This window comes from Pseudomonas sp. FSL W5-0299 (assembly GCF_005930655.1).
Lineage (GTDB): Bacteria > Pseudomonadota > Gammaproteobacteria > Pseudomonadales > Pseudomonadaceae > Aquipseudomonas > Aquipseudomonas mandelii.
Window position 1 is genome coordinate 328,069 of sequence record NZ_RXHX01000002.1, and the last position, 19,389, is coordinate 347,457.

Annotated in this window: 11 protein-coding genes and 2 pseudogenes; 5 read left to right on the forward strand and 8 right to left on the reverse strand. The window is 60.2% G+C overall.

What is annotated here, in order from left to right:
• The first annotated feature begins 145 nt into the window (after positions 1–145).
• Complete coding sequence (locus FHL16_RS05265; RefSeq protein WP_010464357.1) at positions 146–916, forward strand: ParA family protein; 771 nt, start codon at positions 146–148, stop codon at positions 914–916.
• A 126-nt stretch (positions 917–1,042) separates the two neighbouring features.
• Here the strand turns inward: FHL16_RS05265 and trxC are convergent, their stop codons facing one another.
• The 6 genes and pseudogenes from trxC to FHL16_RS34925 all read right to left on the reverse strand — a co-directional run.
• The gene (gene trxC / locus FHL16_RS05270) at positions 1,043–1,477 is read right to left on the reverse strand and encodes a thioredoxin TrxC (RefSeq protein ID WP_010464355.1); all 435 of its coding nucleotides are present in this window, start codon (positions 1,475–1,477) and stop codon (positions 1,043–1,045) included.
• Between the two features lie 270 nt (positions 1,478–1,747).
• Positions 1,748–3,211, reverse strand: coding sequence for a protein adenylyltransferase SelO (gene selO / locus FHL16_RS05280; protein WP_077747632.1), 1,464 nt, complete (start codon positions 3,209–3,211; stop codon positions 1,748–1,750).
• Between the two features lie 48 nt (positions 3,212–3,259).
• Complete coding sequence (mscK, locus tag FHL16_RS05285) at positions 3,260–6,610, reverse strand: mechanosensitive channel MscK (protein ID WP_077747633.1); 3,351 nt, start codon at positions 6,608–6,610, stop codon at positions 3,260–3,262.
• Between the two features lie 34 nt (positions 6,611–6,644).
• Positions 6,645–8,387 carry a potassium/proton antiporter gene (locus FHL16_RS05290; RefSeq protein ID WP_010464348.1) on the reverse strand — a complete coding sequence of 581 codons (1,743 nt, stop codon included), beginning with the start codon at positions 8,385–8,387 and terminating at the stop codon, positions 6,645–6,647.
• Between the two features lie 286 nt (positions 8,388–8,673).
• Positions 8,674–9,729, reverse strand: coding sequence for a methyl-accepting chemotaxis protein (locus FHL16_RS34920; protein WP_425335202.1), 1,056 nt, complete (start codon positions 9,727–9,729; stop codon positions 8,674–8,676).
• Between the two features lie 63 nt (positions 9,730–9,792).
• A pseudogene (locus FHL16_RS34925) lies at positions 9,793–10,365 on the reverse strand (MCP four helix bundle domain-containing protein); the annotation flags it as partial.
• 208 nt (positions 10,366–10,573) lie between these two features.
• Between FHL16_RS34925 and FHL16_RS05300 the strand changes: the two are divergent.
• The 4 genes and pseudogenes from FHL16_RS05300 (at position 10,574) to FHL16_RS34935 (ending at position 13,141) form a co-directional block, all read left to right on the forward strand.
• Positions 10,574–10,804, forward strand: a complete 231-nt coding sequence (locus FHL16_RS05300; RefSeq protein ID WP_010464345.1) for a hypothetical protein — start codon at positions 10,574–10,576, stop codon at positions 10,802–10,804.
• Complete coding sequence (locus FHL16_RS05305; protein ID WP_010464343.1) at positions 10,801–11,103, forward strand: cell division protein ZapA; 303 nt, start codon at positions 10,801–10,803, stop codon at positions 11,101–11,103. Before FHL16_RS05300 ends, FHL16_RS05305 begins: the two co-directional genes overlap by 4 nt.
• 145 nt (positions 11,104–11,248) lie before the next feature.
• A pseudogene (locus FHL16_RS34930) lies at positions 11,249–12,277 on the forward strand (HAMP domain-containing protein); the annotation flags it as partial.
• Positions 12,278–12,409: 132 nt separating this feature from the next.
• A complete protein-coding gene (locus FHL16_RS34935; RefSeq protein ID WP_370654432.1) occupies positions 12,410–13,141 on the forward strand; it encodes a methyl-accepting chemotaxis protein in 732 nt (243 codons plus the stop codon).
• Between the two features lie 125 nt (positions 13,142–13,266).
• Here FHL16_RS34935 and FHL16_RS05315 read toward each other — a convergent pair whose 3' ends face one another.
• Positions 13,267–15,069 carry an acyl-CoA dehydrogenase gene (locus FHL16_RS05315; RefSeq protein WP_077747635.1) on the reverse strand — a complete coding sequence of 601 codons (1,803 nt, stop codon included), beginning with the start codon at positions 15,067–15,069 and terminating at the stop codon, positions 13,267–13,269.
• Positions 15,070–15,327: 258 nt separating this feature from the next.
• Positions 15,328–19,278, reverse strand: coding sequence for a trifunctional transcriptional regulator/proline dehydrogenase/L-glutamate gamma-semialdehyde dehydrogenase (gene putA / locus FHL16_RS05320; RefSeq protein WP_010464336.1), 3,951 nt, complete (start codon positions 19,276–19,278; stop codon positions 15,328–15,330).
• Positions 19,279–19,389: the final 111 nt, after the last annotated feature.

The following is a 19,389-nucleotide window of genomic DNA, read 5'->3' on the forward strand; positions in this document are numbered from 1 at the left end:
GCTCTGTCGGTAATCAGTGGCGGGGTTGGCGGCTTTTTTATTAAGAGATTGCCGCTGACTGTGTAGTCCCCATGCCAGCGAGGTAGCTAAGCAGTGTCGTGGACTACTACACTCGGTCATTCTTTGATACACGGAGGTTTTTGACATGCGGCGCGTGGTGTTCAATCAGAAAGGTGGCGTGGGCAAATCCAGCATTGCCTGCAATCTGGCGGCGGTCAGTGCCAGCGAGGGTTATCGCACCCTGTTGGTGGATCTCGATGCCCAGGCCAACTCCACTCAGTACCTGACAGGCCTTACCGGTGATGACATCCCGATGGGCATCGCCGACTTCTTCAAGCAGACCCTGTCCTCTGGACCGTTCTCGAAGAAAAACAAGGTCGACATCTACGAAACGCCGTTCGAAAACCTCCATGTCATTACCGCGACCGCCGAGTTGGCTGACCTGCAGCCCAAACTTGAGGCCAAACACAAGATCAACAAGCTGCGCAAATTGCTGGAGGAGCTGGGGGAAGATTACGACCGCATCTACCTTGATACCCCGCCTGCGCTGAACTTCTATGCGGTATCGGCATTGATCGCCGCTGACCGGGTGCTGATCCCCTTCGATTGCGACAGCTTCTCGCGCCAGGCGCTGTACGGTCTGCTGGCGGAAATCGAAGAGTTGAAGGACGACCACAACGAAGGCCTGGAGGTTGAAGGCATCGTGGTCAATCAGTTCCAGGCCCGTGCCAGCCTGCCGCAGCAAATTCTCGACGAGCTGATCGCCGAAGGATTGCCGGTGCTGCCGGTGTACCTGACCAGCTCGGTGCGCATGCGCGAATCCCACCAGGCCAATACGCCGCTGATCCACCTCGACCCACGGCACAAGTTGACGCAGCAATTCGTCGAGCTGCACAACCTGCTCGAAAACGCCTGACAGTCCCCTGTAGGAGCGAGGCTTGCCCGCGAAGAGGCCATAACATTCAACACTGCAGTTGACTGCCAGATCGTCTTCGCGGGCAAGCCTCGCTCCTACAGTTGCGGGGTGATGACGAGATCTCGTTCAGATCCCCTGGCTACGCAACCAGCTCATCAACTGCGGTAACGGAAACGCCCCGCTCTGACGCGCCACTTCCCGGCCGTTCTTGAACAGAATCAGACTCGGAATCGAGCGAATCCCCAACTGCGCCGACAATTGCTGATTCGCCTCGCTGTCCAGCTTGGCCAGCCGACACTTACCCGCCAATTGCCCTGCCGCCTGCTCGAACACCGGCGCAAACGACTTGCACGGCCCACACCACTGCGCCCACACGTCCACCAGCAGCGGCAGATCACCCTTGATCTGACTGGCGTAATCGCCTTGCTTCAATTCGAACGGCTTGCTCAGCAGGACCTGGGCCTTGCAGCGGCCGCACTTTGGATGGTCGTTGAGGCGTTCGGCGGGGATGCGGTTGAGGCCGTTGCAGTGGGGGCAGGGGATGAGGAGTGGGTCGGTCATGGTCGGAGCTCTGAATGTTTGGGCTGTCTAAAACTGATTTGGAGTCGCACGCTACGTTTATCAAGACAACACAACCGGGCAGGCACGGTGATGCTCACATATTCGGGAGAAACAAACGGTGTCGCGGTTTGTAATCAGGTACGTAGTTTTGATATTGAGCAGCGTGTGCGCGACGGCTCAGCCAGGTTCATTGAGCGACTTGATGACGTTACGATGGCAGACATCGTTGCTCGCGTCGTCAGCGCCATTGATCCCCTGGACTGACCAACATCACGACGAACAACTGATCTCCAAATGCTTCCCCCACTCCGGCGGCCGCTCGGCGTAGCTTTCCATCCCCGCTTGCTCGTCGAACGGATTACTCAGCACCGTATGCAGTCGCCGAACCTCTGAATAGTCGCCGCTCTCTGCCGCATCGATGGCTTTCTGCGCCAGATAGTTGCGCAGGATGTACAGCGGATTGACCGCGTGCATCCGCTTGCGCCGCTGCTCCTGATCTATCTCGCCTTCGCGGACAACCCGGGCGACATAAAGCTCGGCCCAGGCATCGAAGCCTTTGATGTCGACGAAGTCATCGCGCAAGCGGGCGACGGCCAGTTTCGGTGATTCATCCCCCAGGCGACGGAAGAACAAGGTGTAATCGACGCCGCTGTTCTGCATCAGTTGCAGCAGGTGTTCCAGCAGTTTCTGGTCATCGTCTTCAGCGGTGGTGAGGCCGAGGCGGCGGCGCATCAGGTCCAGGTAGTGGGCCTGGTACAGCGGCAAGTACAGGCCAAGGGTTTCGCGCAGGGCGTCGACGCTGATGAACGGCGTCAGTGCCTGGGCGAGGGCGCTGAGGTTCCACTGGCCGATCGGCACCTGGTTGCTGAAGGAATACCGGCCCTGATCATCCGAGTGATTGCAGATGAAATGGGCGTCGAAGTCGTCGAGAAAGGCGAACGGTCCGAAGTCGAAGGTGATGCCAAGGATCGACATGTTGTCGGTGTTCATCACGCCGTGGCAGAAGCCGTACGCCTGCCATTTGGCGATCAGCTCGGCATTGCGTTCGACGATTTCGCGGAACATCGCCAGATACGGTTCCGGTTGTTCCAGGCACTCGGGGAAATGCATGGCCAATACGTGCTCGCCGAGTTCTTTCTGCTTCTCGGGGCGTTTGGTGTAGTAGAAATATTCGAAATGCCCGAAACGCACATGACTCGGCGCAAGGCGCAGGACCATGGCCGCGCGTTCCTGCTTCTCGCGCCACACCGGGGTGTCGGAGCCGATCACGCACAGGGCGCGGGTGGTCGGGATGTTCAGGGCATTCAGTGCTTCGGAGGCGAGAAACTCGCGGATCGACGAGCGCAGTACCGCGCGTCCATCGCCCATGCGCGAAAAGGGGGTCTGACCGGCGCCCTTGAGGTGCAGGTCCCAGTGTTCGCCGGCCTCGTTGTAGACCTCGCCCAGCAACAAACCGCGACCGTCGCCCAGCTGCGGGTTGTAAGAACCGAACTGATGCCCGGAATAAACCATCGCCCTCGGGACCGCATCGGCCCAGAGCTTGTGGCCGCTGAACAGCTCGGCGAACTCCCGGGTGTCGGCTACGGCTGGGTCGAGGTCGAGCAACGCCATGGCTGCTGGGCTGGCCACCACCAGGCGCGGGTTGTCGATGGGCTCGGGCAGCACATGGGCGGAAAACGTATCGCCCAGGCGGGCGAAGCGATTATCGAAGGTCAGTTCGTCGAGAGGTTTCAACGGCCATCTCCAGCAGAATGTCCGAGCATTCTGCTAGGGATAGGGCCGTTAGTCGAGTTTGGTGGGCGGCGGCTCTTGCGGCGCCTTGCTATCCACCAGCGGCGCGATGGTTTTGGATTCGGGATCGATCGGTACCATTTTGTATTCCTGGCCTTGAAGGTTCTTGAGGTAAACCTCCATCTGCCGGAACGAGATGTTGATGTGTTGCTTCTTGAATTCGCGATTGATGAAGCGGTTGACCTCGTCCAGCACCGGGTTGCGGTCACCGAGGTCGCGCACGTGCATGCGCAACTCGTGGTCGAGGGTGCTTTCACCGAAGTTCAGGAAGTACACGTGGGGTTCCGGGTCTTTCAGGACTCGCGGGTTATCGCGCGCGGCCTTGAGCAGCAGTTCTTTCACCAGGTCCAGGTCTGAACCGTAGTCGACGCCGAGCTTGAGGGTCACCCGGGTGATGGTGTCGGTCAGGGACCAGTTGATCAGTTGCCCGGTAATGAACGTCTTGTTCGGGACAATGATGTCCTTGCGGTCGAAGTCGGTGATGGTTGTGGCGCGGATACGGATCTTGCTGACCGTGCCCGACAGGTTGCCGATGGTGATGGTGTCGCCGATCCGCACCGGGCGTTCGAACAGAATCATGATGCCGGAGATGAAGTTGGCGAAGATCTCCTGCATGCCAAAGCCGAGGCCGACCGACAACGCCGCCACCAGCCATTGCAACTTGTCCCAGCTCACGCCGAGGGTGGACAGGGTCGAGACGAAACCGATGCCGGCGATCGCATAGGAGAGCAACGTGGTCGTGGCGTAGGCGCTGCCCTGCGCCAGGTTCAACTTCGACAGCACCAGCACTTCCAGCAGCCCCGGCAAGTTGCGCGCCAGAGCGAATGTGATGCCGATGATGATCACCGCGCCGAGCATGTCGCCGATGCTGATCGGCACCATGCTCATATTGGCGCCGGTGCCGCTGGTGTATTCGTAGAGGGTGACGTTGTCCAGGTACGAAAACACCGAGATCAGGTCGGACCAGACCCAATACAGCGCCGCGATGAATCCGCCCAGCAGTGCCAGGCGAATCAGGCGCAGGGACTGTTCGTTGACCTTCTCGATGTCCAGCGTCGGCTCTTCGATCACCGCTTCGCCGTCGCCGGCCTCTTTCGCCGCCTGGCGTTTGGCCAGGGCGCGTTGGTAGGCCAGGCGTCGTGCCGCCACGCTGAGGCCACGAACGAACGTGGCTTCGATCACCAGCCAGAACATCAGCAGGTAAAGGGTGTTGATCAACCGGTCGCTGAGCTTCAGCGCGGTGTAGTAGTAGCCGAAGCACACCGCCACGAACAATGCCACGGGCAGGATGGTAAACAGGACCCCGACTGCTTTGCGGAACAGCGAAGCGTTCTGGTGCGTCGGGCTGCTGACCAGCAGGCGGCTGAGCAGCCAGGCCATCAAGGCGTAGCAGGTCAGCACCACGGGCATGCCGAGCACGTCATCCGCCAGCGTCGAGGGTTGCAGTTCGGCAACCGCCACCACGGCGACCAATGCCATCACCACCAACCCGAGTCGGCGGACCCAGCCCTGAAGGAATTCGACCTGGGGTTTTTCCCAGCGGAAATGCAGTTCAGCCACGCCGCCCGGCGCGAGAATCCGGTAAGCGGTGTAGAACACCAGCCAGGCCTGGGCCATTTGCAGCAGCGCCGCGCCCATGTTGGCGTTCTGCCCGCGGGCGTCGATCTGCAGGGCCAGGCCGCACAAGGCCAGGCCCAGCGAGACCGGCATCGCCAGCAGAATATTGATCAAGATGGCCTGCGGCGTGTGCCATTGGCTGTCACGCTTGAAGTGGCCGATGTCCTGGTGAACTTTGCTCAGTCGGGCGTACAGGCTTTTACGCCGCCACAGCAGGGCGCCGATCAGCAACACCAGGGGCAGGAACAACAACGGCCGCTGGATCAGGCCATCGCTCAATTCGCTCAGGCTGGAAGCCCACGGCAGCGTGGTGACCTGCCGTTGCAAACGCTCCGGTACGCCGTGCATCCATTCCAGATCCAGCGGCTTGTTGCTGGGGATCCAGAACATCTGCTCATCGAGCGTCGCCCGCAGGCTTTGCGTGGTACTGAGCAGTTGCTTCTGGTTGAGTTGCAGGGTGATGGATTGGTTGAGCACCGCGCTCAGTTCGCGGTTGAGGCGCTCCAGCAGGTCTGCGCGGGTGGTGGCCAGCTCCAGCAGGCTCTTGCGCAGCTGCGGGGTGACTTGCTCCGGCGGTTGGGTCGCCAACAGATTGTCGACGTAGGTTGCCGGGTTGTTGAGCAGCTCCCGTTGCTGGCTGACTTCGAATTGAAACAGGCGAATGTCGGCGATCTGGTCAGCGAGGTCGCGGTCGAGCTTGAGGCGCGGCAGGGCCGCCTTCTGTTTGTAGAGAATCTTGGAGAGCAGCAGGCTGCCCTTGAGTACGCTGATCTGCTCGTCCAGGGCCGAATCGCTTTGGGTCACGCTGTCCAGTTGCTGCTTGGTTTGCAGGTTTTGCTGGGTGATTGCGTTGAGGCGGTCGGTGTTTTTGAGCAGGTAGTCAGAGAGTTTCAGGTTCGCCGCGCTTTCGGTGGCCAGCAAGCTGCTGCTGCCGGATTTCTGCGCTTCGATGGATTGTTGGGTCACCGCCTCTTGGGAGTGGGCCAGGCGCTTCTGATTGATCAGGGTCTGCAACTCCTGGATTTCCTGATCCAGGCGATCGGTTTTTTCCGTGAGCAAATCATGCTGGCTGTTGCCCAGGTCCTGCAACTGGCTGTTACCGGCCAGTTCCTCGCGGCGCAGCGGGATCAAGGCATTCAGTGCCGCAAGCTCGGCGTTGAGCTGGTCACGCTGTTCGCCGCTCAAGGCTTTGCCGTTGTCTTTGCCGGCCTTGAGAATGTTGTTGATCTGCTGGATGCGCGTCTGGCTGGTGGAAATTTCAGCCTGGGCGCGCTCGGGTCGTGTCTGGGCGGTAATCACCAGACTGTTGGCGTCGGCCAGTGCTTTCTGCAGATCGCTTTGCTGGGTCGAGCGCTCGGTGAGCACTTGCTCGAGCTGCTGGACCGACTGGTTGGCGTAGCGCTGCGCAACTGGCTGTGCCTTGCTGGCTTTCAGCCGCGCCAATTCCCGCTGGTTCTCGATGTTCTGCTTGGGAGCGGTGGCCAGTTGCTGCTTCAGATCGATCAATTTCTGATCGTAATCGCGTTTGTTATTGAGCTGAGTCAGCGTGTTTTGCAGGATGCCCTGCAACGCTTTTTGATCCGCTTCCGGCAGTTTGCGATCGGCGATCTTGTCCAGACTCGCCTGCACGGCTTCGCTGGTCGGCGGTCCAGCCGCTTGCAACGTACCGACAGAAAGACTCAAGCCCAACAGGGCCATGATGAAAAAAGTGCGCAGGGTTGGCATAGAGACCGATCGAAAACGAGACGAAGGTTGGAGTTTAGAGGAACAAGCCCGGGCCGGGGCGACTTCCTTCGGGGAATCTGACGCCCACTTTGCCGATCTTGTTCCCTTCCATGACCGCAACGGTCCAGATGGTGTTGTTCCACTCCACCTGGTCACCGACGACGGGAGCACCACCGACTTTCTGGGCAATGAATCGGCCCAGGGACATGTCCGGGTCGATGCCTTCGACTTTCAACCCGTACAGTGCCGCAACCGCGGCCAGCTGGGCGTCTCCTTCGAGCACGAAGTCGCCGAAGAAGCGCAAATCGAGGCCGCGCTGCGGTGCCTGACTGAAGAGCTTTCCGAGGGCTGGAAGGTTGTGCTCATGGCCGATAACGCACAGCAAATCATCGACTTCGAGCACCGTACTACCCGACGGATGGAGCAGTTGCTGACCACGAAACAGAGCGGCGATACGCGTGCCGTCGGGCATTTTCAGCTCGCGAAGGGGCGAACCGATGCACCATTTCTCGGCGCCGAGGCGATAAACGAACAACTCCCACTCGCTGGTAACGTGCACTTCCAGCGCTGCGCGCGAGATCGGTGCCGGCTCCGGCGGAACGGTCACTTTCAAAAGTTTCGCCACCCACGGCAGGCTCGTGCCCTGCACCAGCAGCGACACCAGCACGATAAAGAAGGCAAGGTTGAAGTAGAGCTGGGCATCCGGCAGGCCGGCCATCAGCGGGAACACCGCCAGAATGATCGGGACCGCGCCGCGTAGGCCGACCCAGGAAATAAACGCCTTCTCGCGGCCATGGAACGCCTTGAACGGCAGCAGGCCGACCAGCACCGACAGCGGCCGTGCAAACAGAATCATCCACAGCGCCAGACCCAGCGCGGGCAGGGCGATCGGCAACAGGTCATGCGGCGTCACCAGCAGCCCCAGCACCAGGAACATGCCGATCTGTGCCAACCAGGCCATGCCGTCGAGCATGTGGAGAATGCCGTGGCGGCTGCGCACCGGACGATTGCCGATCACCAGGCCGCAGAGGTAAACCGCCAGGAAGCCACTGCCGTGCAGGGCGTTGGTCAGGGCGAAGACGGCCAGGCCGCCGGCAATCACCAGAATCGGGTAGAGGCCGTTGGCGAGGTTGATCCGGTTGACCAATTGCAGCATGACCCAGCCACCGCCGAGGCCAATCACGGCCCCGATGCCGAATTCACGCACGAAATGCCCGAGCAGGCTCCAATGCAGGCCCGTCTGGCCGCTGGCGAGCATGTCGATCAGGGTGACGGTGAGAAACACCGCCATCGGGTCGTTGCTGCCGGATTCGATTTCGAGGCTGGCAGTCACCCGTTCGTTCAGGCCTTTACCGCCCAGCAGCGAGAACACTGCCGCGGCGTCGGTCGAGCCGACGATGGCACCGATCAGCAAACCCTGGATCATGTTCAGGTTGAACAGCCAGGCGGCGGCCATGCCGGTCAGCGCGGTGGTGATCAACACCCCGACCGTGGCCAGCGACAACGCCGGCCACAACGCCACGCGAAAGCTGGATACGCGGGTGCGCAAACCGCCATCGAGCAGGATCACCGCGAGGGCGAGGTTGCCGACCAGATAAGCCGTGGGGTAGTTATCAAAGATAATGCCGCCGCCGTCGACGCCGGCGGCCATGCCCACGGCGAGGATGATCACCAGAATCGGGATGCCGAGACGCGAGGAAAGTGAACTCACCAGAATGCTCGCACCTACCAGCAACGCGCCGATCAAGAATAGGCTGTTGATGGTCGTCGCATTCAAAGGCAGTACTCCAGAAAGCTGAAAGGCGGGCACAAACTGACCATGCAGTCTGCGTGCCAGCGATTCTAACCTGTTGAAATGTGATGCTGTCAAAAAGCTTTTGCAGCAGCGACAACGTCACCCGGATTGAGCTTGATCCCTGTGGCGAGGGAGCTTGCTCCCGTTGGGTCGCGCAGCGACCCCGAAGAGGCGGCGCGGTGAATCAGATTCAACGCGCAGGCTGATTGGCGACTGCTTCGCAGCCGAACGGGAGCAAACTCCCTCGCCACAGAGAAGGTGTCGGCGGTTAGAGGCTAAACCGCCCAACCATGTTGTTCAGGTCCAGCGCCAATCGCGACAACTCATTGCTCGCCGCACTCGTCTGATTCGCCCCGGTCGCCGATTGCACCGACAAATCACGGATATTCACCAGGTTGCGATCCACTTCACGGGCGACCTGCGCCTGTTCTTCGGCCGCGCTGGCAATTACCAGGTTGCGCTCGTTGATCTCGACAATGGCACTGTTGATCGTATCCAGCGAAAGACCTGCACCGCGGGCGATGTTCAAGGTCGATTCAGCACGTTCGGTGCTGTTGCGCATCGAGTTCACCGCATGTTCGGTGCCGCTCTGAATGCTGCCGATCATGCGTTCGATCTCGCTGGTCGACTGCTGAGTGCGATGCGCCAGTGCACGCACCTCATCCGCCACCACTGCGAAGCCACGTCCGGCTTCACCGGCACGCGCGGCTTCAATTGCTGCGTTCAACGCCAGCAGGTTGGTCTGGTCAGCCAGGCCACGGATCACGTCCAGCACCTTGCCGATGTCACGGGACTCGTTGGCCAGATCACCAATCAAGGTCGCGGTGCTCTGCACATCGGCGCTCATGCGTTCGATGGCGCTGACGGTTTCCTGCACCAGGTCGCGGCCGTCACCGGCCGAGGTGGTGGCGTTCTTCGAGGCTTCGGACGTGCTCACAGCGTTGCGCGCGACTTCTTCCACGGCGCTGGTCATTTCATTGACAGCGGTGGCGGCCTGTTCGATTTCGTTGTTCTGCTGGGTCAGGCCACGGGCGCTTTCGTCGGTGACGCTGTTCAGCTCTTCAGCGGCGGACGCCAGTTGCGTAGCCGAGCCGGAAATCCGCTGCAGGGTGTCGCGCAGCTTTTCCTGCATCTTCGACATGGCCAGCAGCAAGCGGCCGGCTTCGTCATCGCCATCGACATGAATCGGGCGAGTCAGGTTGCCTTCGGCGATTTCTTCGGCCGCGCTCAAGGCGTTGGCAATCGGTTTGGTGATGCTGTTGGTCAGGAGCCAGGCGAACAGCAAGGTCAGGCCGCTGGCAATGACCAACAAGGTGATGACCAGGTTGAGCGACGTTGAATACTGTTCGCCGGCCCGGGTGTCGGTGACTTCGATCTGTTGCGTATTGATTTCGAGCAACTTGGCCAGTGCCGCGTTGACGGCCTCGGAGTTGGAGAGCAATTCGCTATTGAGCATTGTGCGCAGTTCATCGACCTGATTGTTGCGCGAGAGGGTCTTCATGCGGTCTTCAAGTTGGCGGTATTGCGCCAGCAACTGCACGTACTGATCGTAGGCGGCACGCTCTTGCGGGCCCTCGATCAGCGGTTCGTAGACTTTCTGCGCGTCACGAATCTGCTGATTACGCAGATCGAACAGCTCGAAGGTTTTCTGCTGCACGTCTGGTTCGCGGTTCACCAGCAAGCGGTAGGACAGCACCCGCAGGCGCAGGGTCAGTTGAGTGAATTCGTCCAGGCTTTTGATGCTCGGCACGCTCATGGAGGCAATGTCTTCGCCGGCGCCGCGAATCTTGCTCATCTGGTTCAAGGCAAACACACCCAGAACCAGCATCAAACCGCCAATCAGGGCGAAACCGAGGAACGCCCGCGGTGCGATATTCATATTACGAAGGGACATGGTGTTTACCAAAGTGAGCGCACCCGTGCGGCGCTGAAGCTGACGTATGGGTGACTTATCGGTCATACGACTAAAGTCTTGAGGGCCTGCGCGTTTTTGTCGCACAACCGCTCCGGCGACGAAGTGCAGGAACCAGATCCGCCAATCACAGTCTTTAAAGCTCGCGAGGAAGGTCGCCCGCCAGGAAAATCAAGGCCTTGCGTCCCAATAACCCTGGCATCGGTGGTGACTTTTCTTTATCGTACGCGCCCTTTGAAATGCTTGGAAAATCAAAATGTTGGAAGCATCCCTTAGTCAATTGGAACAGCTGGTCAGCGACCTGGTGCAACAGAACCAGACCCTGCTCGCCACCAACCAGACCCTGAGCACAGAACTGGCCCAGGCCAAGGATGAAAACGAAAGCCTGCAACTGAACCTGATGGAACAGGAAGAGAAACAAGGGGCCACCGCAGCCCGCATCCAGGCCCTGGTTGAGCGCGTCAGCGCCGGCCCGGTCAGCGCATGAATCACGGCGCCGCAGGGGTAAAAGTCGTCTCGATCCTGGGGGAGGACTATTCGATCAAGGCGCCGGCCGGGGAAGAGCAAACCCTGCTGGACGCCGCGATGATGTTGAAAGCTGCCTTGGCTGACACCAAAAGGAAGTACCCGACACTGATCGGTGACCGACTGTTGGTATTGGCTGCGATGAATCTGTGTTCCCAGCAGATTGAAATGCAAAAGCAGCACAAGCAGGAACTCGACCGTTACCAAGAGCAAGTCAGCGCCACGGTTGAAGTGATCTCCAAGACGATCAATCAGGCCTGATCGGCTTTGCGCACAACCAAAGAATAGATTGTCGGTTTAGTTGTATACAATCGGCACGGCTGTTGCAGTGTTTCAGCCTCTTATTCTTTGGGGGTGCTCCATGCAGTTCTGGCGACGCAGTATTCAATGGCAGTTGATCCTCAGCATGGGCACCGCCCTGCTGGTCAGCATCCTGATCGTGGTTGGCATTTATACCCTCGTGGTCAACCGCCTTGCCCAGAGCTATCTGGTCGAACAGGCACTGCCGTCCAGCATCGAAGCGATGCGCAACGACATCGAACGAATCCTCGTCCAACCCCTCACCGCCGCCAAGGACATCGCCAGCAACAGCATGGTGCGCGACTGGTTGGCCGGGGGTGAAAACAGTGCCCAGACCGCCGCGTTCGTCCAGTATCTGGAAGGCATCCGTGCCGAACACAAAGCCTTTACCGCGCTGATCGTCGGCACGGCTTCAAACCATTACTTCACTGAAAAAGGCCTGGACCGGACCCTCAGCCGTACCAACCCCAAGGACGCCTGGTTCTACGCGTTCCTCGACAGTAACCAGCCACGCACCATCAATATCGACAATGACACCGCGACCGGAGAATTGGCGCTGTTCATCGACCTCAAGGTCGAGCAGGCCGGTAAAGTCGTGGGCGTTGCCGGACTTGGGTTGAGCATGAAAGAGCTGTCGGAGCTGATTCACAATTTCAACTTCGGTGAGCGCGGTAAGGTCTATCTCGTGCGTTCCGACGGTTTGATCCAGGTTCACCCTGAAGCGCAGTTCAGCGGCAAGCGCACGCTGGCCGAGCAAATCGGCGCGGCCGCCGCACAATCGGTCATGGGTCAAAAAGTTGCCACCAACAGCAGCTTTGTCCGCGATGGCGAAGATTATCTGGCGTTGAGCCTGCCGTTGCGGGATCTGGGCTGGACCCTGGTGGCCGAAGTGCCACAGTCGCAGATCTACGCCGAAGCCCGTCGCGCCATGTGGATGAGCAGCGGCATTGGTCTGGCGGTGGCGCTGGTGTGTCTGTTGCTGGTGGTATTACTGGCCCGTGGCCTGGTACGGCCGATCCGTCAGGTAACAGCGGCGCTGGTGGCCATTGGTAGCGGTGGTGGAGATTTGACCCACCGGTTAGATTCCAGCCGCGCCGATGAACTGGGTGACCTGGCGCGAGGCTTTAATCGATTCCTCGACAGTCAGCGCGAGATGATCGGTGAAGTGCTGACCACCAGCGAGCGTTTGCGCACGGCGGTCAGCCAAGTGGCGAAGGTCGTGGACAACACCGCCGAACGCTCCGGTCGTCAGCAGGAAATGACCGATATGGTCGCCACCGCTGTTCATGAGATGGGCCTGACCGTGCAGGAAATCGCCCAGAACGCGGGTAACGCCGCGGTCGCTTCACAGAACGCTCGCGATGAAGCGATGCAGGCGCGGGAAGTGGTCGGTGGGTCGATCCGGCATATAGAAAGCATGTCCGACGAAATCGGCATCGCCGCCAGTGCCGTCGGCGAATTGGCTGATCAGGTCGCATCCATCGATCAGGTGCTGGCAGTGATTCGCGGAATTTCCGAGCAAACCAATTTACTGGCACTGAACGCGGCCATCGAAGCCGCGCGGGCCGGAGACATGGGCCGTGGATTTGCGGTCGTGGCGGATGAAGTGCGCACGTTGGCGCGGCGCACGCAGTCGTCGACCGATGAGATCCAGCAGATGATCGGCAGCCTCAAGCAGGGCGCGGAGAATGCGGTTTCATCCATGCACTCCGGGCAGGCAGCAACAGGCACCGGCGTGGAATCGAGCCAGCGCACTGGCGCGTCGTTGACGGCGATTACCGGTCAGGTCGAGCGCATCAGCGACATGAACCATCAAGTGGCGACGGCCACGGAAGAGCAATCGGCGGTGACGGAGGAGATCAACCGTAACGTGCAGGGCATTTCCGATTTGGCCCGGGCGACGGCGGGGGAAGTCAGGGCTTGTCGCGAAGACTGTCAGACATTGCAGCGGTTGGCGGATGATCTGGCGCGGCAGATGGGTGGGTTCAAGTTGAGCTGATAAATATGTTGTTTGTGCTGACGTCATCGCGAGCAGGCTCGCTCCCACATTGGATCTGTGAACACTTGACCCTGTGGGAGCGAGCCTGCTCGCGATTGGATTTCAGCAGCAGCAAAAAATCCTGATCAGAACCACTCATCCTGCATCGTCAGACAAACATCATCCCGAGCCTCAAGAATCGCCAGCTCATGGTGGCAACCCGGCACTTCCCAGGTCAGGAAATACCGCGCCGCCTGCAGCTTGCCTTTATAGAAGCTCACATCCGCCGCATTCCCCTTCGCCAACCCTTCCTCGGCGCGAATCGCCTGTTCCAGCCAGCGCCAGCCGATCACCGTGTGCCCGAACACTTTCAGGTACAGCGCCGAGTTCGCCAGGCTGCTGTTGACCTTGCCTTGGCCCAGATCCATCAGCAAGCCGATGGTCACCGTTTGCAGGCGCGCGACCAGCTTCTCCAGCGGTTCACGCAACGCAGTCAACGACTCATGTGCCTGCGAGCGTTCGGCAGTGTTGGCAATCAAGCGGATCAGCTGCTTGAGCCCCGCCCCTCCGTTCTGCGCCAGTTTGCGTCCCAGCAAATCCAGCGACTGAATACCGTGGGTGCCTTCGTGGATCGGGTTCAAACGGTTGTCGCGGTAATACTGCTCCACCGGGTATTCGCGGGTGTAGCCGTGGCCGCCGAGAATCTGGATCGCCAGTTCGTTGGCCTTCAGGCAAAACTCCGAGGGCCAGGATTTGACGATGGGTGTCAGCAAATCCAGCAGTTCGTGCGCCTGTTTGCGCTGGTCTTCGGTCTCCAGCGTCGTGGTGTCATCGAACAGTCGCGCCGCATACAACCCAAGGTCGAACGAGCCTTCGACATAGGCTTTCTGCGTCAGCAGCATGCGCTTGACGTCGGCGTGCTGAATGATTGCCACTGGCGCGGTGTTCGGGTCCTTGCTGTCCGGCACGCGACCTTGCGGACGTTCGCGGGCGTATTCCAGGGAATACAGATACCCGGCATAACCGAGCATCACCGCGCCCATGCCGACGCCGATCCGCGCCTCGTTCATCATCTGGAACATGTAGCTCAAACCATGGTGCGGCTTACCCACCAGGTAGCCGACGCACTCACCGTTATCACCAAAGTTCAGCGCGGTAGACGTGGTGCCGCGCCAGCCCATCTTGTGAAACAGGCCTGCCAGCAAGACGTCGTTGCGCTTGCCGAGGCTGCCGTCATCGTTGACCAGGAACTTGGGCACGATAAACAGCGAAATCCCTTTCACCCCGGCCGGTGCATCCGGCAGTTTCGCCAGGACCATGTGCACGATGTTCTCCGAAAGCGGGTGATCGCCACCGGAGATGAAAATCTTGTTGCCCTTGAGTCGATAGGTGCCGTCAGACGCAGGCTCGGCGCGTGTACGAATATCCGACAGCGAAGAACCGGCGTGCGGTTCGGTCAGGGCCATGGTGCCGAAGAAGCGACCGTCAATCATCGGTTGCAGGAAACGCTGCTTCTGCTCATCGGTGCCGAAGCTTTCAATCAGGTTCGCCGCGCCCATGGTCAGGAACGGGTACGAGGTCGATGCCGCGTTGGCCGATTGGAAATGCGCGAAGCAGGCCTGGGACAGCAGCGTAGGCAGTTGCATGCCGCCGGCGTCGAAGCTGCGCGCCGCGTTGAGGAAACCGGCTTCGAGAAACGCATCCACCGCCGGTTTTACTTCCGGAATCAGAATCGCCTGACCGTTCTCGTAGCGCGGCTCGTTCTCGTCGTTCTTGCGGTTGTGCGGCGCGAAGAACTTCTCGGCGATGTTTCGGGCCGTGCCGATGGCGGCATCGAAGGTTTCGCGGTTGTGCTCGGCAAAACGCTCACGCTGGGTCAGGCCCTCGGCATCGAGGACTTCGTACAGCTCGAAAGCCAGATTGCGGGAACTGAGCAGCGTCTCGGACATGGCGGCCTACCTTTTTTTGGAATGGACCGAGTCTAGGCGTGAGAATAAAAGCTGAACAGGATGATTGATGAGCGTGATGGTAGATCAGAGCACCGACTTACCAGACACCCCAAAACAACTGTAGGAGTGAGCCTGCTCGCGATAGCGGTGTGTCATCCAATAAATAGGTCGGATGACAGAGCGCTATCGCGAGCAGGCTCACTCCTACAGGATTTTGCATACCGGGCAGCCATTGCGGTTGCCCGGTTTTGTTGCGGTTTAGCCGATGGTCATCAAGCTGGCGTTACCACCCGCCGCAGCGGTGTTGACGCTCAACGCCCGCTCAATCACCAGACGCTCCAGCGCAATGCTGGTCTCGCCCTGCGACAGACCATGAACCCCGACAATCGCCCCGGCACGCTTGGCCACTTGCTGGCACACCGCACGCAGCTGGTCGGAATGGCCATGATGCAGAACCGCATCAAACACCACTTCGTCCTTGCTCCAGTCGGAAACAAGCTTGATTCGCGCCTGAACTTCCTTCGGCAGACGTGCGAACACCGCCTTGGTCAATTCAGCTTCCGGCCACACCGCCGAACCGCCGACAGCCAATACCGCCGCCAGCTGCGTCAGCAGATCGCCTTCGACTTCCGCCAGGCACAGCACGTGTTCACGCGGCAGGATGGCGTAGCTGTTGCGCTCGCCAGTCGGTCCCGCGAGGACACGGGTGATGCCGCTTTGCGACTGCGCCGCGAACTGCACACACAGCGTGCTCAGGTCTGCAAACGTGTTGCTGTCGGCCCACGCCTTCAGGGCGGTCAGTGGTTTGCTCATGGCATCACGCAAACGGACATCCGGTGCTGCGATGGCGTCGCCGCGAGCGAAGGATTGTTCGATGGCATCGGTAGGACGCGTCGACAGCAGACGGTACAGGTACAGCGGACCACCGGCCTTCGGGCCGGTGCCCGACAAGCCTTCGCCACCGAACGGCTGTACGCCGACCACGGCACCCACGATGTTGCGGTTTACGTAGACGTTACCGGCGTTGACGTTGTCGATCACCTTGGCGATGGTCTCGTCGATCCGGGTGTGCACACCCAGTGTCAGGCCATAGCCGGAAGCGTTGATCTGACCGATCAGTTGATCGATGTCTTTGCGCTTGTAGCGAACCACGTGCAGCACCGGGCCGAAGATCTCCCGTTGCAGTTCGTCGAAGCTTTCCAGTTCGATCAGGGTCGGCATCACGAAGGTGCCGCGTTTGACTTCTTCGCTGTTGGCGATCGCCACCTGATACACGTTGCGACCTTTGTCGCGCATGGCCTGGATGTGCTTCTCGATGCCGGCCTTGGCTTCGGCGTCGATCACCGGGCCAATGTCCACGGACAGGCGCTCAGGGTTGCCGAGACGGCATTCAGCCATGGCGCCCTTGAGCATTTCGATCACACGGTCAGCGGAATCTTCCTGCAGGCACAGCACGCGCAGGGCCGAGCAACGTTGACCGGCGCTGTCGAAAGCCGACGACACCACATCGATCACCACCTGTTCGGTCAGTGCCGAAGAGTCGACGATCATCGCGTTCTGGCCACCGGTTTCGGCGATCAGCGGAATCGGACGACCCTGTGCATCCAGGCGACCGGCGACATTGCGTTGCAGCAAACGAGCGACTTCGGTGGAGCCGGTGAACATCACGCCTTTGACCCGATCGTCGCCGACCAGACGGGCGCCGACGGTTTCGCCACGGCCCGGCAGCAGTTGCAGCACACCTTCCGGAATCCCGGCTTCGAGCAGCAAGCGCACGGCTTGAGCCGCTACCAGCGGGGTTTGTTCCGCAGGCTTGGCCAATACCGGGTTGCCTGCGGCCAGTGCAGCAGCTACCTGGCCACTGAAGATTGCCAGCGGGAAGTTCCACGGGCTGATGCACACCACCGGACCCAATGGGCGGTGGGCGTCGTTGGTGAAATCGTTACGCGCCTGCACCGCGTAATAACGCAGGAAGTCGACGGCTTCACGCACTTCGGCGATGGCGTTGGCGAAGGTCTTGCCGGCTTCGCGAGCCAGCAGGCCCATCAGCGGCTGGATCTCGCCTTCCATCAAATCGGCGGCACGTTCCAGAATCGCAGCGCGTTCGGCGGGCGGAGTGGCCTGCCAGATCGGTGCAGCCTTCAGGGCGCACTGGATCGCGTTGTCGACGTCTTCGACGGTTGCTTCCTGTACGTGGCCGACGACGTCACGCAGATCCGACGGGTTCAGCACCGGAGCCGGGGTTTCAGTGCTGGACGCGCAACCGAGCATCGGCGCGGCTTTCCAGTGATTGTGAGCGGTGGCCAGCAAAGCACAGGACAGCGAAGCCAGACGATGTTCGTTGGCCATGTCGATGCCGCTGGAGTTGGCGCGCTCGGCACCATAAAGATCACGCGGCAGCGGGATACGCGGGTGCGGCAGGCCGAAGCCGCCTTCCAGCGTTGCCATCTGCTCGATGCTGGCCACTGGATCGGCCACCAGCTCCTGAATCGAAATGGATTGGTCGGCGATGCGGTTGACGAACGAAGTGTTCGCGCCGTTTTCCAGCAGACGACGCACCAGATACGCCAACAGCGTTTCGTGAGTACCGACCGGGGCGTACACGCGGCACGGACGATTCAACTTGCCTTCGGAAACTTTGCCTACAACCTGTTCGTACAGCGGTTCACCCATGCCGTGCAGGCACTGGAACTCGTACTGACCCGGGTAATAGTTCTGACCGGCAATATGGTAAATAGCCGACAGGGTGTGGGCGTTGTGCGTGGCGAACTGCGGGTAGATGACTTCCGGCACCGACAGCAGCTTGCGTGCGCAAGCGATGTAGGAAACGTCGGTGTACACCTTGCGGGTGTAGACCGGATAGCCTTCCAGGCCCTCGACCTGGGCGCGCTTGATTTCGCTGTCCCAGTACGCGCCTTTTACCAGGCGGATCATCAGGCGATGACGGCTGCGACGAGCCAGGTCGATCACGTAGTCGATCACATACGGGCAACGCTTCTGATAAGCCTGGATCACGAAACCGATGCCGTTCCAGCCGGTCAGTTGTGGCTCGAAGCACAGGCGCTCCAGCAGATCCAGCGACAGTTCGAGGCGGTCGGCTTCTTCGGCGTCGATGTTCAGGCCGATGTCGTATTGCTTGGCCAGCAGGGTCAGCGACAGCAGGCGCGGGTACAACTCGTCCATCACGCGCTCGTACTGCGCACGGCTGTAACGCGGGTGCAGTGCCGAGAGCTTGATGGAAATGCCGGGACCTTCATAAATCCCACGACCGTGGGAGGCTTTGCCGATCGAGTGGATGGCTTGTTCGTACGAGGCCAGGTATTTCTGGGCATCATGCTCGGTGAGTGCGGCTTCACCCAGCATGTCGTAGGAATAGCGGAAACCCTTGGCTTCGAACTTGCTCGCATTGGCCAGGGCTTCGGCGATGGTTTCGCCGGTCACGAACTGCTCGCCCATCAGGCGCATGGCCATGTCGACGCCCTTGCGGATCATCGGCTCGCCGCTCTTGCCGATGATGCGGCTCAAGGAGGAAGTCAGGCCCGCTTCATTGTGGGTGGCGACCAGTTTGCCGGTCAGCAACAAGCCCCAGGTCGCGGCGTTGACGAACAGCGACGGGCTGTTGCCCAAGTGCGGGTGCCAGTTGCCGGTGCTGATCTTGTCGCGGATCAGCGCGTCACGGGTGCCTTTGTCCGGGATGCGCAGCAGCGCTTCGGCGAGGCACATCAGCGCGACGCCTTCCTGGGACGACAGGGAAAATTCCTGCAACAGACCCTGAACAATTCCGGCACGGCCGCCGGCGCTCTTCTGATTGCGCAGTTTTTCGGCGATCGAGGAGGCGAGCTTGTTAGTGGCTTCGGCCATCGCCGCCGGCAGACGCGCCTGCTCGATCAGCATCGGCACCACTTCAGGTTCCGGGCGACGGTAAGCGGCAGTGATCGAGGCGCGCAGCACCGATTGCGGCAGGATGCTTTCGGCAAATTCGAGGAAGCACTGATGGGCGTGATCCAGAGGCGCATCGACGGCTTCGTCGGAATCCTTGGTCAAACCGCTCAGCTCGGTCAGGGTTGCACCACCCTCGAGTTTTTCCAGGTAATTGAAAATTGCCTGCTTGATCAGCCAGTGCGGCGTGCGATCAATCGAGGTCGCGGCCGCCTTGAGGCGCTCGCGGGTCGGGTCGTCAAGTTTGACCCCAAGGGTGGTGGTAGCCATATTTTTATCCTCATGTTTGCCACGACCGCGTGGCATCAGCTGGCCGCAAGATTAGCTGGGCAACCTTTGAGGTGCAACCGGGTGCAACCCTTTTTTTGTCGGAATAATAAG

Bases quoted from the DNA above. Each gene is read 5' to 3' on its own strand.
- FHL16_RS05265 (WP_010464357.1), top strand. From the start codon at position 146: ATGCGGCGCGTGGTGTTCAATCAGAAAGGTGGCGTGGGCAAATCCAGC.
- trxC (WP_010464355.1), bottom strand. From the start codon at position 1,477: ATGACCGACCCACTCCTCATCCCCTGCCCCCACTGCAACGGCCTCAAC.
- mscK (WP_077747633.1), bottom strand. From the start codon at position 6,610: ATGCCAACCCTGCGCACTTTTTTCATCATGGCCCTGTTGGGCTTGAGT.
- FHL16_RS05300 (WP_010464345.1), top strand. From the start codon at position 10,574: ATGTTGGAAGCATCCCTTAGTCAATTGGAACAGCTGGTCAGCGACCTG.
- FHL16_RS05305 (WP_010464343.1), top strand. From the start codon at position 10,801: ATGAATCACGGCGCCGCAGGGGTAAAAGTCGTCTCGATCCTGGGGGAG.
- FHL16_RS34935 (WP_370654432.1), top strand. From the start codon at position 12,410: ATGGTCGCCACCGCTGTTCATGAGATGGGCCTGACCGTGCAGGAAATC.
- FHL16_RS05315 (WP_077747635.1), bottom strand. From the start codon at position 15,069: ATGTCCGAGACGCTGCTCAGTTCCCGCAATCTGGCTTTCGAGCTGTAC.
- putA (WP_010464336.1), bottom strand. From the start codon at position 19,278: ATGGCTACCACCACCCTTGGGGTCAAACTTGACGACCCGACCCGCGAG.